Raw genomic sequence first — 14,871 nt, forward strand, 5'->3', positions numbered from 1 at the left:
AGCGATCCGGAACACCTGAGAACTTCAACCTTGCAACCACGGGGCCGTCCACATATGGATCCCGGTCGCGCTTCGCTTGCCGGGGACGACAACTGAGGATGAGGTGACGCCATGCCACTTCCGATGCGTTGTTATTGGACGCCCAAATGCCAACTCCTACGATAAAAGCAGGTCTTGTCGTCGGGCTCCGGCGTTCTAGCCGTCTTTTTTCTTGTCCGAAAACCGCTTGCGCAGGGCTTCGCAGGGGTCGTCGCGGTCGATCTTCGGCGTGAACCAGATGTAGTCGGCGGTTTTGGCTTCGCGGGCCTCGCTGAGCACCTCCGCTTCGGTCCGTTCCGGATCGATCTCCACAAGACTGACCGTGACCGCGGCACCGTCCGACGGTTCCAGGTAGAACGGCACGCCCCGGTCCTTGCGCACATGGCCGTCGCCGGCGATCAGGATGGCCGGGCCATCGGCCGGAGTCCTGCGGAGGGCGTCCGCCAGATAGGCGTCACGGTAACGCTGGACGGCCATCATGTTCGGGATCATGCCCGCCGGCAGGAGATCGCAGTGGGAGGCGATAATCTCCTTGTTCAGATCCGCGGCCAGATCTTCCGGCAGACCGGCTGACAGACGCAGGTCCTTCTGTTGGTCTTCGCTTAAAGCAGACAGGCCGTCCTTGCCGATGGCGCGGGTCTGCTGCTTTCCGGGCAGACCGGCCTTGATGTCGGCGTTGCGCTTCAACGCTGCTTCGATGATCGGCCGGTAGATCGCATAATCCGGCCAGCCGGACTTTTCCCATGAGACCGCCTTGCCGAAAGTCTCTGCCGAGCGGTCGGGCGATGTCATGAATTTAGCGATTGCAGGGGCCTGATCCTCGGTTAGCATTTCCATCACCACACTCGGACGCCGGTCCGGCGCAACGGCACCGGTCAGAAAGGCCTGCAGCCGGTGGTGGGCGGGATTGTCGTGGGTCTCGCCGATCAGGACGAACCGGGCATCGTTCAGGCTGTCGACCAGCGCGGACGGCTCGATGAAGGCCTCGCTTTCGACGGACCAGATGCGGCCGATGACGCCGTTCGTCACGGCGCCGTCGGCGGTCCAGCTTTGCCAGTCGCCACCCTCATCCGCGCGGGAGAAAGCCGGCAGCCCGATCAATGCGGGCAGCAGGACAACGCCTGCCGCCAGTCCTTTGACAATCGACCGCCGCGACGTCGAACCCGTCATGAAGAGCCTCCTCGAGCCGGCCCCACCGGCTTACCGGTAGACCTGCGCCTCGGTCGGGAAGCTCCGGTCCTTGACCTCGTCGGCATAAGCTTTCACCGCTGCCTCGATCTGACCACCCAGGTTCCCGAAGACCTTCACGAATTTCGGCGGAGTCGGGTTCAAGCCAAGCATGTCTTCCAGCACCAGGATCTGGCCATCGCATTCAGCCGATGCGCCGATACCGATGGTCGGAATGGCAACCTCTTTGGTGATCTGGGCGGCAAGCGGTTCGACCATGCCCTCCAGAACGAGCGCGAAGGCGCCGGCCTCGGCGACAGCCTTGGCATCTTCAATATGCATCGGCCAGGTATCCTCGTCACGGCCTTGCGTCTTGAAGCCGCCCATGACGTTGGTCGATTGCGGGGTCAGGCCGGTATGCGCCATCACCGGGATACCACGTTCGCTCAGAAACCGGACGGTCTCGGCCATGCGCTGGCCGCCTTCGAGCTTGACCGCACCGCACTGGGTTTCCTTCATGATGCGCGCGGCATTGCGGAAGGCGACCGATGGGCTTTCCTCATAGGTACCGAAAGGCATGTCGACGACGACCAATGCCTTCTGCGTCCCGCGAACAACCGCCTTGCCGTGCATGATCATCAGCTCGAGCGACACGCCGACGGTCGATTCCATGCCGTGCATCACCATGCCGAGGCTGTCGCCCACCAGAATGAAGTCCGCGTATTTGTCGACGATGGCCGCCGTGTGGGCGTGATAGGAGGTCAGCGAGACGATCGGCTCGCCACCCTTGCGGCGGGTGATCTGCGGCGCGGTGGTCCGGCGAATGGGCTTTTGCGTGCTCATTGGGCATCCTTTCTTCAGATGCGATCGTATGACCGCTAAAATCAGGCGTTCTGGGTGTCAGGGGAAATCACCCGCTGGTCGATCAGCTGGACGGTGCCGAAGCGGACCGCGAGAAGCACGACCGCCGGTTTTTCCAACGGACCTTCGAGCTCCGCCAGGGTGACGGCGTTGCGGATATCGATGCTCTTGATCTCCGCTTCCGACGCCGTTTCCAGGGTGCTGCGGATCAGATTGTGCAGGTCCGAAACCTCTGCTCCGGTGGCAGCGGCGTCTTCCGCCGCGCAGAGCGCCTTGTTCAAGACCGGCGCCTGCAGGCGCTGTTCCGGCGTCAGGCGCACGTTGCGCGAGGACATGGCAAGCCCGTCCTCTTCGCGCACGGTCGGATGGCCGACGATCTCCAGCGGCATGTCGAGATCGCGCACCATCTGGCGGATGATCGCGAGCTGCTGGTAGTCCTTTTCGCCGAAGACGGCGATATCGGGCTGGACGATGTTGAACAGCTTGGTGACCACGGTGGCCACACCGCGGAAATGGCCGGGCCGGAGTGCGCCCTGCAGGATGCCGGACAGGCCCGGAACCTCGACGATGGTGTCGCCGCCGGCACCGTACATTTCGTCGACGCTCGGCATGAAGACCGCGTCGACGCCTTCCTTTTCCAGGAGCGCCAGATCCCGTTCCTCATCGCGGGGATAGGTGGCAAGGTCCTCGTTCGGACCGAACTGGGTCGGGTTGACGAAGATGGACACGATCACCCGGTCCGCAGCAGCAGCCGCAGCGCGGACCAGCGACAGATGGCCTTCGTGCAGAAATCCCATGGTGGGCACGAGCGCGACGCGCAGGCCCTCCCGTTTCAACGCCCTTACCCTTGCGCGAACAGCGTCCCTGGTCGGACACGTCAGCATCGTCTGGCTCTCCCTGATACCGGGCATTTGCACCCGTCCGGCTTTGCGCCGTGTTATTTCGCAGGTGCAACATATGACATCAAATTCGCCAGCGCCAGATGCAAAAGCGGCTAAGCAGATTCAGAGATTTCAGAACTTGCCGTCGTAGGCACGGGCCGGAATCCGGCAGGCGAGAATGGTGAAGCTCTCACGCTGAAGGGCGTCCGCCGCTTCCCGTTCCAGATCGGCCGCGTTCCCGATCCAAACCCCGTGCCCGCCATAGGCACGGGCTACGGCGGGAAAGTCGGTCTCGCCGAAATCGACGCCGACATTAGGCCGCTGGCTGGAGCGCTGTTTCAGTTCGATCAGGGAGAGCGAACTGTCGACCAGCACGCAGACGATCACCGGGATTTTCAGGTCGCGCAGGGTGGAGAGTTCGCCGAGGCACATTTCCAGTCCGGCATCGCCGACAAAGACAAGGACCGGTGCCTTGCCGTCCACCACTTTATGCCCCATGGCGAGCGGCAGGGCGCAGCCCATGGTGCACAAAGCCGAGGACTGCAGCATGCCGCGCGGGCTCGGGCACTGCCAGATCTGGCTGACCAGAATGCGGTGCGCGCCGCTGTCGGCGGTCGCGACCGTGTTGTCGGGCATGACCGAACGCAGGGTATGAAAGGCCGCTGCCGGTCCCCAGCCGTCCGGCTCGGGGGCGAAGGTTTTTGCCAGGGCCTGTTTCGTCGCGGCCGGTTCGCCATTTGCCCAGGATGCTGCATCCGCCGGACGGGCTTCAGATAGTTTTTCCAGCGCCGAAGCCACGTGGCTTCGCAGCGTGAAACGGGCGGCATGCATGCCGTGGGTGCGCAGGACCGGTGCGATCTCGATGACCGGCGCATCCGGGGCCCAGGGATTGCGCCAGTTGATGCGCATCTCGATCGGGTCGTAGCCGAGAAGCAGAATACAGTCGCTCTGGTTGATCAGCGGCAGCAGATGACCGTCGGCCTTGGGCGAAAGACCGGCGCCGCCCAGCGCCAGGTCGTGGCGCTCATCCAGCAGCCCCTTGCCCTTGTAGCTGGTCACCAAGGGCACGCCGAACCGCTTGCAGAAGGCGGCGATTTCAGCCTCCGCGCCTTCGTTGACCGCGTCGACGCCGGCAATGGCAATCGGGCGTTCCGCCTTGGCAAAGAGCGCGCAGGCGCCTTCCAGATCCGCACCCGCCGGGGCAAGACCGGAGGCCGGGCGCGAGCGGAATGCGCTATGCCAGGCCTCTTCCGTTTCGCCTTCGGCCACCTTGATCGGCACATCGATATGAACCGGCCCGGGCTGGCCGTCGAGGGCAAGGGCAATCGCCTTTTCCATCATCACGTCGAGCGCGCCGAGCCGGGCGGAGAAGCTCGCCTTGACGATCGGCCTCAAGAGCTGCTGGTGGTCGAAGACCTGGTGGGTGTAGCTTTCCGCTTCCCCGGTATCGACGCAGCCGGTCAGGAAGATCAGCGGCACCCGGTCCTGCCAGGCATTGGCAACGACATTGACCGCATTGGCAGCTCCCGGCCCGAGGGTCGCAAGCAGCACGCCGGGGGCGCCGTCCGCATGCCAGCCGCCTTCGGCCATGAACCCGCCGGCGTTTTCGTGCTTCACCAGGACGAAGCGCAGGCCCGCCCGGTCGAGACTGTCCATCAGCGCCAGCACCTCGCCGCCGGGAATACCGAAGGCGTGGCGGCAGCCGGCCGCGTGGAGTTTGCCCGCAATGATATCGGCACCGGTCGTCATTGTTTCTCATCCTCTACGCTCGCGAGCTGCACGATACCCTGTTCGGCGAGTTTTTTAAGCTCCGCAGGGGACAGCCCCAGATGGCCGGACAACACGGTTTCCGTGTCGGCGCCGAGCATCGGCGGGGCCTTCGCGTAGACGACCGGTGTCTTTGAAAGGTTGATCGGCGAACCGATCAGATCGACCGTCCCGCTTTGGGGATGGTCCATGGTGATCTTCATGTGCCGGGCAAGGATCTGAGGATCGGCGAAGACCTGCGCCAGATCGTTGACCGGGCCGCAGGGGACGCCTTCGCGTTCCAGACATTCGATCCACGCGTCCGCGGATTTCTCGATGGTCAGCCGGCGGATGATCGGCACCAGCTCCTTGCGGTTGCGCACCCGGTCGGCGTTTTTCGCGAACCGCGGATCCTCGGCAAGCTCCGACGCGCCGGCGACCGTGCAGAATTTCCGGAACTGGCTGTCATTGCCGACGGCAAGGATGAAGGAGCGGTCGCTGGCGGGAAAGGTTTCGTAAGGCACGATGGTCGGATGGCCGTTGCCGAGACGGCCGGGCACCTCGCCGGACACCAGATAGGCGACACCCTGGTTGATCAGCCAGGAGACCTGGGCATCGAGCAGGGAGATGTCGATATACTGGCCCTCGCCGGTCTGGTGGCGGTGATTGAGGGCCGCCAGGATCGAGACGGTCGCATACATGCCGCACATCACGTCGGCGATGCCGACACCGGCCTTGGTCTCCGTGCCGCCTTCGTCGTCGGGAAAGCCGGTGAGCGACATGATCCCGCCCATGCCCTGGATCAGAAAATCGTAACCGGCGCGGTGGGCATATGGCCCGGTCTGGCCGAAGCCGGAGATGGAGCAATAGATCAGGCGCGGGTTGGCGGCCTTGAGACTGTCGTAATCAAGCCCCCTTCGCTTCAGGTCGCCGACCTTGAAATTCTCCACCAGGATGTCCGCCTTCTTCGCCAGTTCGACGATCAGCTTCTGCCCTTCGGCGCTGGCAAGGTCGATGGCGACGGACGCCTTGTTGCGGTTGGAGGAGAGGTAATAGGCGCTCTCATGGGTCTCACGGCCCGCCTCGTCCTTCAGGAAAGGCGGTCCCCAGCCGCGGGTGTCGTCGCCGCGGCCGGGCCGCTCGATCTTGATGACCTCGGCACCGAGATCCCCCAGGATCTGGGTACAGGTCGGGCCCGCGAGGATGCGGGACAGGTCGAGGACGACGAGGCCGGACAGGGCGCCGGTCTTATTATTCGGTTCGGACAAGGCAGACTCGCAAACAACCGGAATCGGCGTCAAAGGAACCGATCGGACCGGCTGCCGTCAACCGTCATGATCGACACAAGCAGTCCCGTCCGGTCAAGTCTCCGTCAGATCCCGTTACCGGATGGGACCAAACCTGTCCGAGAACGCGATCAGGCGAAATCGGAGGACTGAACCCGCTTGATCCCGGCATCGGCCATGGAGGTCCAGGCGGCATCCAGCGACCCGTTGAGATCGATTGCGCGGCAGGCGTCCTCGACGACGGAAACGGTCAAACCACCGGCCCTGGCGTCGAGCGCCGACCAGCTGACGCAGAAGTCGGTCGCAAGGCCACAGGCATAGACGTCGGTCAGTCCCCGTTCCGCCATGTAGCCGGTCAGGCCGGTTCCGGTCTTCTTGTCCGCCTCGATAAAGGTCGAATAGCTGTCGACTTCGCTGTGATAGCCCTTGCGGATGATCAGCTGCGCATGGGGAATATCAAGCCCGGGCGCGAGTGCGGCGTCGTCCGTTCCCTGCACGCAGTGATCCGGCCACAGGACCTGGGTGCCGTAGTCCAGTTCGATGGTCTCGAACGGCTTCTTACCTTCATGGCTGGAGGCAAAGGAGGTGTGGCCCGGCGTGTGCCAGTCCTGGGTCAGGATCACGTTTTCGAACTTCTTGCCGAGTTCATTGATGATCGGCACGATCTTGTCGCCCTCGCCCACGGGCAAGGTGCCGCCGGGCAGGAAGCAATTCTGGACATCGATGACGAGAAGCACCGAGGACGGGCCCGGCGTGATCGCGTCGGCCGCGAAGGCGCGCGGCACCGTTCCGCACATGGCGGCTACGCCTGCGCCCGCTGTCAGCTGGAGAAAATTCCGGCGCGAAAAAGAAGAAAGAAAATCGGTCATCTGCTGCACCCCAATCGTTAGCAAACGAACAAACTATGCTCCCGTTTTTTCCCGGTTTGAAGGCGATATTTCAGGCGCTCGCGCCTATATTAAGGGCAACGTCAAATACGCAGCAATGTTGCGTCGTCCGGTGCGTTTGAGATGGTTCAGCAGACGTCCGACGACGCCTTGGCTTCCTGCCCCTTGGTTTCCCTGCAATGGGCAACTGCCCTATCGGCGGCATATTCCGTCCAGCCCCTGGCTTTTGCCAGTTCCAGCCACGCCCGCTTGATCCATTCGGCCCGGACGCTGTGACCTCCGTCATGCAGGCACAGTTCCAGCACACCGCCGTTCGGCGACCAGCGCTCGCATCGCAGGTTGCCGGAGACGTAATGGCGGGCGCTGTCTTCCGACACGCTGGCCTGATGCAGCCAGATATCGAAACTCTTGAACACGTCGCCCTGGATCCAGCGGCCACCCCCGAGCGCCCTGCCGGCGAGAGGAACGACCTTGTCCGATGTTCCGTGCACATGGAAGAGATACGGCATCTTCGTCTTGCAGCTTTCCGGAAGCGGCTGCCAGAAAGCACCGGCGATCGGGGCATATCCGGAAAACCGGTCCGCGTCGTCGCAGGCCAGATACCAGGTCATGAAGGCGCCGGAGGAAAACCCGGAAAGCAGAGTTCTGTCGCGTCTGACGCCGAAGCGCTTCGACACGTCGGCGAGGACACGATCGAAAAACGAAAACTCGTCGCGCAGGTGTCGCGGCGCTGTCGGAAACGACCAGGTGCCTTCAAGCCCCTGAATCGTGATGAAAGCCACGCCGAGTCCATCGGCCATGTTCACAAAAGACTTGTTGCGGATCTCGTTGATCGCCTTTCCGCGATGCCCGTGCAGAAAGAAGATCGCCCCCTTGGGCTGTGATGCTTTCGAGCCCGGAGGCAGGTGAATGTAATAGTCACCGCCGTCCACCTTGCAGGCGGTTTCGCCGCCGCAGGCAGGCTGTTCAAAGGCGATCAGATCGGGAGCCGTCTGGCCGAAGGCGCCAGCCACGCTCAAGAGGCCGGCCAACAACCCGCCGGCAAGCCACAGCAAGAACCTCACGTTTCCCTCCAGTCACTGCAGAGCAGTCCGTCCATTCGCGAATGCCTGCATGAGGCACTCAGGCCGCGGCATCTTCGCACCGGATCGGCGGGACGCCAAACCGGTCTCGATCACAGTTAGGGGAGCGGCACCTGATTTATAATTTACTGACATTTTTTACACTGATATTTAGGTCAATAATATCTCTTTACTTAATAATATTTATTTATTCTTATAAATCATAAATCACAACCAATGGATTTTTAACACTATGAGCCGATCATTTTAGCCAATTCTGCGCAAGAGCGAGATGACATGGCCACTGGCTCAAAAAAAACAATAAACAATTCAGAGTTCGCCCCCGGTGAAGATATCCTGATCAAGTCGCTCGCAAGCAGCTGTGGAATCGGTGTTCTGTTGGCGGATGGCGACCGCGTGCGCCTTGTCAGTCCCTTGTGCGCGACCTTCCTGGGATTGCCGGAAGATGCGCCCCCTGCCCCCGGGTGTTCTTATTCGATTAAGGACGTATTGGAAGCGTCGGCCGCAGCCGGCGCCCTGACCGGAACCGACGTCGCTCTCCTGGATCGGCTGGTGCATCGCCTGCGGGGCAAGGGAGAGGCGTTCAATCAAAAGGTCAAGGCGGGCTCACGGGTACTGGAGGTCAAAGGAGCCGTTTCGGCGGAAGGGACTTTTTCGCTCAGTTTTCTCGATGTCACCGAACAGGAAAAACAGTCGGACAGCTTGAAGGAAGCGCTTCGGGAAACCGAGCTGGTGCGGGCCGCGGTCAACCGGTTGTCGCAGGCCGTTTGTATCAAGAACACGCGTCACGAATATGTCTATGTCAATGACGCCTACTGCCGGATACACGGCCTGCCGCTGGAGGACATTCGCGGACGGACGCCTTTTGATTTCTACCGGAAAGATCACGCTGAATGGATCATCCGGTCCGACGGCGAGGTTCTGAACAAGGGTTTTCTTCAGGAAATCCTGGAGGTCCCCGCCACCAAAGGCGGTAAGCCGAAATATTTCAGCGCGTACAAGACGTGCATCGACGTCCATGCGGGCGAACCTCTCATTCTGACTCTGCTGCAGGATGTGACGGCGGAAAAGCAGCGGGAAAACCAGCTGTCGAAGGCGCTTCAGAAAGCGGAACTTTCAGAACAGGTACTGGAACAGCTCAAGACGCCGGTCATCGTCCGCGACGACAGGCATGTCGTCGTCATGATGAACCATGCCTATGCAGATTTTTTCGGCATCGACCGGGACAGGGCCATCGGCGGCTCCTCGGAAGACCTGCTCCCGGACGGCCATGCGGACAAATCCCGGGCAATCGAAAAGGACGTCCTAGAAACCGGCAAGATGCGCGAATTCGAAGAAACCTTTGTGCGTCCCGATGGCACCAGCACCAATCTTGTGATCAACAAGGGTCTGGCCCGGGTCCAGGGTGACGCGCAGTTTCTGGTCACGACCCTCAACGACGTGACCCGGTTCAAACGCCAGGAAGCCCGTTTGCAGGAGGCGCTGGAAAAAACGTATCTCTCCGAACTCATCCTGGAGCAGCTGGGCATTCCGGTCCAGGTCAAGGATCACGACCACCGCTATGTGATGGCCAACAACGCCTACTCGGAAAGTTTCGATGTCGCCAAGGAGCAGGTGATCGGCAAGACCGTCGACGAGCTTTTCCCGTCTGACCGGGCCGCCACCATCAAGCAGTCCGACCGGTTCGTCTTCAACTCAGGTCTTGACCAGGAATACGAGATGGACTTCATGCCGATCCGGGGCGGAGACAGTTACCCGGTCATCGTCAAGAAGACCCTCGCCCGGACCGACCGGAACCAGGAATATCTCGTCACCTCGTTCCACGACATTTCCCGGCAGAAGGAGAAGGAGCTTCAGTTGCGGACGGCCCTGCGCAAGGCGGACCTGTCCGCACAGGTTCTGGACCGGCTTCCCTATCCCGTTGTCGTCAAGGACGAGAACCTCCACTTTGTGATGGCGAACGAGGCCTTTGCCCGGTTGCACGACGTTGCGGCTAGGGATCTGATCGGAAAGTCCATGCTGGAGGTCTTGCCCTTCGGCTTCGCAGAAGAAAACAGGGAAGCTGTGCTGAGGGTCCTTCAGACCGGCGAAATGCGCGAGCAGGAAGACCTCGTTCGGCTCGCCGACGGCAGGTCGATCAACATTATCAGCCGGGACAGCTATCTGCAGTGTAATGGCGAAGACTATATCGTCACCAACTTGACGGACGTGACCAAGCTGAGACGCCAGGAAGACCGCATTATCGATGTGCTGGGCAAGGCGGAACTTGCCGAAGCCGTCCTCGACCAGTTGCCCAATCCGATCATCGTCAAGGACCGGAGTTTCAGGTACGTTTTCGCCAATGAGGCGTTCTGCCGTTTGCGGAATCTGTCCCGGGATCAGCTGATCGGCAAAACCGTGGCGGACATGTTCTCCGATGAGGAAAAGAACGTTCTGTCGGAATATGACGCCGCCCTTCTCGACACCGGCCGGATCCAGGAAATCGAACACGAGGTTCCCCTGCCCGGCGGACTATCGATGATGTCGCTGACCCGCAAGTCGCTCGCGAAAACGAAGGCCGGCGAGTCCTATATCGTGACCGTGCTCAACAAGATCGATGATCAGAAGGAACAGGACCGCCGTTTCCTGAAGGTGCTTGGAGAACGACAGCTTTCCGAACTCGTTCTCGATGCAATCCCCACACCCGTCGCGGCCCGGGACGGCGCGCTGCGATATGCACTCGTCAACAGGGCGTTCAGTGACCTGTTTTCCCTCAACAAGGACGACGTCATCGGTCTTACGGCCGGGCAATGCCTGCCGCCGGAGATTGCCGACGCGATGGACCGGGATGACCGGGAGGTCCTCGCAACCGGTCGGCCCCTTCACTCCGAACGATACGCGGATGAGACGGAGGACGGCGTCACTTCCGCCTCGATTTGCAGTAAAAGCATCGCCGTGACGGAAACCGGCGACCGTTACGTCGTCGAAGTGATTACCGACGTGTCCGACATGAAGCGGCGGGAGATTGAACTTCGCGACGCCCGCGAAGCGGCCGAGGACCAGTACAAGGCCCTGATGGAAGTCAAGTTCCAGGCGGAATACGACAGCCTTCACGATGACCTGACCGGCCTGGCCAATCGTCGCAATCTGGACCAGCACCTGCGCCAGTGGCAGAAGGGATCCCACGACAAGGAACTCGCCCTGCTTCAGATCGATCTCGACCGTTTCAAGGAGATAAACGACACGCTCGGCCATGCGGCCGGCGATTTCATCCTCCAACATGTCGCGGCGGTGCTGCGGCACAACTGCCAGGACGACGATTTTATCGCCCGCATCGGTGGTGATGAGTTCATTATCGTGCGCAAGGCCAACATCGCCCGGGAAGAACTGGAGTTCCTGGCCGACCAGCTGATCACGGAACTCAACAAGCCGGTTCGCTACGAAAACGATCTCTGTCGGTTCGGGGCCAGCATCGGCATCGACATCGGCATTGCCCGCATGCGCGACTGCGATGCCGATCCGTCACGTCTGATGATGAACGCCGACATCGCGCTCTACCGGGCCAAACAGGAAGGCCGCGGACGCTACACCTTCTTTACAAGGGAACTGCAGCAGGAAATCGAACGGAACAAGCGGATCTCGGACGATATTGTCCACGGACTGGAAAAAGGCGAGTTCTTCCCGGTTTATCAGCCTCAGTTCGACGCCAAGACCCTGCGGCTGATCGGGGTGGAGGCTCTGGCGCGCTGGAAACATCCGGTGCTCGGCGTCCTCGCGCCGCCGGCCTTTCTGGATGCCGCTAAACAACTGGGCGCCACCGACCGGATCGATCAGGCCATCCTGGAAGCCTCTCTTGCCGACATGCGCGAATGGGAACGGAAGAACGCTCCCGTTCCGCGCCTTGCCGTCAACGTCTCCGCCCAGAGGATCGCGAACCCATATCTGATCAACCTGTTGAAGAAGCTTGATATCCCGGCCGGAAAGCTTGCCTTCGAACTGCATGAATCCACGATGCTGGATCATACCAATGCAGACCTTCGGGAACGGATCCAGGAAATCACCGATCTCGGCATCGACATCGAGATCGACAATTTCGGCACCGGTCAGTCATCCTTCCTCGGCATGTGGTCCGCAGCGCCGAAGCGCCTGAAAATCGCCCGGGAACTGGTTCTGCCGATCGCCTCCTCGACCGAACATCGCCGCCTGCTGCAGGCTGTCATCGATATGGGCCGGGCCATCAATCTGGAGGTGGTTTCAGAAGGTGTCGAAACGGTCCAGCACATCAAGATCCTGCGCCAGCTCGGTTGCGATGTCCTTCAGGGCTACGCACTTGCCCGGCCGATGTCGAGCGCGGAGCTGATGGACTTTTTCCAGATGAATCAGCAGTTCACCCTGCGCGGCTAGGTGCAGAACCCTAGCCGCCTTCAGCCCCAATCGCCTTCGGTGGGAATGTTCAGAACCCTGCCGCAGTGTTTGCAGTGGACCGCGTCCGGGTCATGGCGGGACAGGCCGCAGTCCGGGCAGGGATAGTGCACCTTGGCAGGCCGGAAGATGGTCTGGACGAGGCGCAGGAACAGCGCGACGCCGAAGATCATGATCAGCACGGTCAGCAGCCGTCCGCCGCTGTCGGTCATGGTGATATCGCCGAACCCGGTCGTCGTCAGTGTAGTGACCGTGAAATAGAGCGCATCGAGATAGTTGTTGATGGCGTCGTTGCGGTCATGCTCCGCCACATAGACGACCGCGGTCACAACGAAAACGAAGACGATCAGATTGATTGCCGACTGGATGATTTCCTCATTCTGTCGGAACCATGCGGATGCCTGCCGCAACTCTCTCAGAAGATGGTAGGAGCGCATCAGGCGCAACATGCGAATGACGCGCAAAAATGCGAAGTTTTCGAAAAACGCCGGGGCGATCAGGGACACCATAACCACGATATCGGCCAGCGAGGTAAAGCTGGAGGCATACTTGGCCGGTTTATTCGCCGCCAGGAACCGCCCCACATAGTCAAGCAGCAAGATTGCCGCGATCACATAGTCCAGTTCGTGATGGACCCGGTCCGGATCCAGCACGGACGACACGATGAAATAACCGATCGTGATGATATCGAATGCCAGCAGGGCATAACGCCAGATTCGGGCTTTTCCCGAGTAGCCGAAATAGAGTTCACGCAGGAGCGAACGAAGGGATGTCAGTCTGTCCGCCATAAAACCCACTTCACTTCCCCTGCAAGACTTTTTGATTTCACCCTATTTATCAGGCGACCTACACACAATATTCAATTCCGGTCCAACCGAATTATTGAACGCCGATCCTAAATAGAAGGAAACTTCATGTTCGATCATGCAGGAAAAACCGCCCTGGTGACCGGTGCAAGCCGGGGCATAGGGGAAGCTGCGGCCCGCAGCCTGGCGAAATACGGAGCGTCCGTCGTTCTCGTCGCCCGCAGCAGCGACGACATCGAGCGAATCGCCGCGGACATTCGCGCCGGCGGCGGCAGGGCACTCGCCTGCCCCTGCGATGTCGCCTCTTATAAGGATGTGGAGAAGGCCGTGTCCTTTGCCGCCCATGAATTCGGCCCGGTCGGCATTCTGGTCAACAATGCCGGCCTGATCGATCCGATCAGCCGCATCGAGACCTCCGATCCGGACGAATGGGGCAAGATCATCGATGTGAATGTCAAGGGCGTCTATTACGGCATTCGGGCTGCCGCGCCGATTATGCTCGAAGCCGGAGGGGGAACGATCATCAACATCAGTTCGGGGGCAGCGACCGGCGCTCTGGAGGGTTGGAGCCACTATTGCGCATCGAAAGCGGCCGTGCTGTCGCTGACCAAATGCGCGGATCTCGAACTTGCCGACGGCGGCATCCGGGTCATGGGTCTCAGCCCCGGCACGGTCGCGACCCATATGCAGGTGGCGATCAAGGCGTCGGGCATCAATCCGGTGAGCCAGCTCGACCCGTCCGTCCATATTCCGCCGGAATGGGTCGGCGAAACGATCTCCTGGCTGGCGACGGAGGCGGGCGATGCCTATCGCGGCACCGATTGTTCGCTGCGGGATGAGAACGTGCGCAAAGCGGTCGGCCTGATCTAGGGTACGGACGGCAGAGGGTTATTCCGCGTCCGGCTGGTTGGCCGGCGCGGCCCGCTCGAACGCGGGAATGGCCATGCAGGCGTCGTAGATGCCCTGGATGACCGGATAGGGGCCCATGTCGACCCCGAAGCGCGCGCCGTTTGCCACCTGTGCGACAAGGCAGATATCCGCCAGGCCCGGCATGTCACCGGCGCAATAGGCTCGGGGTGTGGTACGGGTTGCGAGCATCGCCTCAAGGGGGCCGAAGGTTTCGGCGACCCAGTGGCGGAACCATCCGGCGACGGCGGCATCGTCGGCTCCAAAGCGGGAGCGGAGTTCGTTCAGGACCTTCAGGTTGTTGATGGGGTGGATGTCGCAGGCGATCATCTGCGCCATCGCACGAACCCGGGCGCGGGTCAGGGGATCTTTCGGCAGAAGCGGCGGCTCGGGGACCGTTTCGTCGAGATATTCGATAATGGCCAGCGACTGGGTCAGGACTTCGCCATCCGGCAGTTCCAGCGAAGGCACAACGCCCTGCGGATTGATTTTCAGATAGGCCTCCGACCGCTGTTCGCCGAACCTGAGATGATGCGCCCGGTAGTCGGTCTCCACGCCCTTCAGGTTGAGCGCGATCCGCAAACGGTAGGACGTGGAACTGCGGAAATAGGAGTGAAGGATGGGGGACGTCATCTGTTTGCCTCTGATCGTTCTTGGCAAGCAGCTTAGTTTCACGTGCAACTAAAATCCAGCCCTTCCAGCCAGAAACAACCGGCCCCCCAAATGCAAAGAGGGCCGCATAGCGGCCCTCCCATGAGATCGAATTGACCAGAAAGTCCGGATCAGATCCCGGCGAAACCTTTTACTGC

At 61.1% G+C, this 14,871-nt stretch carries 11 protein-coding genes; 2 read left to right on the top strand and 9 right to left on the bottom strand.

Annotated elements, in window-relative coordinates; all coding sequences use genetic code 11:
- Positions 1-195 precede the first annotated feature (195 nt).
- The 7 genes from ACN0SO_RS24605 to ACN0SO_RS24635 form a co-directional block, all read right to left on the bottom strand.
- On the bottom strand, positions 196-1,209 hold the full coding sequence (locus tag ACN0SO_RS24605; RefSeq protein WP_417682124.1) for a ChaN family lipoprotein: 1,014 nt from the start codon (positions 1,207-1,209) through the stop codon (positions 196-198).
- A gap of 30 nt (positions 1,210-1,239) precedes the next feature.
- Positions 1,240-2,049 (bottom strand): 3-methyl-2-oxobutanoate hydroxymethyltransferase, encoded by an 810-nt coding sequence (gene panB, locus ACN0SO_RS24610; protein WP_417682126.1) that lies wholly within the window; start codon positions 2,047-2,049, stop codon positions 1,240-1,242.
- Positions 2,050-2,090: 41 nt separating this feature from the next.
- On the bottom strand, positions 2,091-2,951 hold the full coding sequence (gene panC / locus ACN0SO_RS24615; RefSeq protein WP_417682319.1) for a pantoate--beta-alanine ligase: 861 nt from the start codon (positions 2,949-2,951) through the stop codon (positions 2,091-2,093).
- Positions 2,952-3,080: 129 nt separating this feature from the next.
- Complete coding sequence (locus ACN0SO_RS24620; protein ID WP_417682128.1) at positions 3,081-4,697, bottom strand: thiamine pyrophosphate-binding protein; 1,617 nt, start codon at positions 4,695-4,697, stop codon at positions 3,081-3,083.
- The gene (locus ACN0SO_RS24625; RefSeq protein WP_417682130.1) at positions 4,694-5,962 is read right to left on the bottom strand and encodes a CaiB/BaiF CoA transferase family protein; all 1,269 of its coding nucleotides are present in this window, start codon (positions 5,960-5,962) and stop codon (positions 4,694-4,696) included. The genes ACN0SO_RS24620 and ACN0SO_RS24625 overlap by 4 nt, the downstream gene beginning before the upstream one ends.
- Positions 5,963-6,111: 149 nt before the next feature.
- The gene (locus ACN0SO_RS24630) at positions 6,112-6,849 is read right to left on the bottom strand and encodes a nicotinamidase (protein WP_417682132.1); all 738 of its coding nucleotides are present in this window, start codon (positions 6,847-6,849) and stop codon (positions 6,112-6,114) included.
- A gap of 146 nt (positions 6,850-6,995) precedes the next feature.
- The gene (locus ACN0SO_RS24635; protein WP_417682134.1) at positions 6,996-7,931 is read right to left on the bottom strand and encodes an alpha/beta hydrolase family esterase; all 936 of its coding nucleotides are present in this window, start codon (positions 7,929-7,931) and stop codon (positions 6,996-6,998) included.
- Positions 7,932-8,225: 294 nt separating this feature from the next.
- Between ACN0SO_RS24635 and ACN0SO_RS24640 the strand changes: the two genes are divergently transcribed.
- Positions 8,226-12,332, top strand: a complete 4,107-nt coding sequence (locus ACN0SO_RS24640) for a PAS domain-containing protein (RefSeq protein ID WP_417682136.1) — start codon at positions 8,226-8,228, stop codon at positions 12,330-12,332.
- A 20-nt stretch (positions 12,333-12,352) separates the two neighbouring features.
- Here ACN0SO_RS24640 and ACN0SO_RS24645 read toward each other — a convergent pair whose 3' ends face one another.
- A complete protein-coding gene (locus tag ACN0SO_RS24645) occupies positions 12,353-13,138 on the bottom strand; it encodes a potassium channel family protein (RefSeq protein ID WP_417682138.1) in 786 nt (261 codons plus the stop codon).
- Positions 13,139-13,264: 126 nt separating this feature from the next.
- Here ACN0SO_RS24645 and ACN0SO_RS24650 point away from each other — a divergent pair, with 126 nt between their 5' ends.
- Positions 13,265-14,026: an SDR family oxidoreductase gene (locus ACN0SO_RS24650; protein WP_417682140.1), complete on the top strand. Its 762-nt coding sequence runs from the start codon at positions 13,265-13,267 to the stop codon at positions 14,024-14,026.
- 18 nt (positions 14,027-14,044) lie between these two features.
- Here ACN0SO_RS24650 and maiA read toward each other — a convergent pair whose 3' ends face one another.
- Positions 14,045-14,695, bottom strand: a complete 651-nt coding sequence (maiA, locus tag ACN0SO_RS24655) for a maleylacetoacetate isomerase (protein WP_417682142.1) — start codon at positions 14,693-14,695, stop codon at positions 14,045-14,047.
- Positions 14,696-14,871 lie beyond the last annotated feature (176 nt).

Source organism: Roseibium sp. (assembly GCF_048260565.1).
Classification (GTDB): Bacteria; Pseudomonadota; Alphaproteobacteria; order Rhizobiales; family Stappiaceae; genus Roseibium.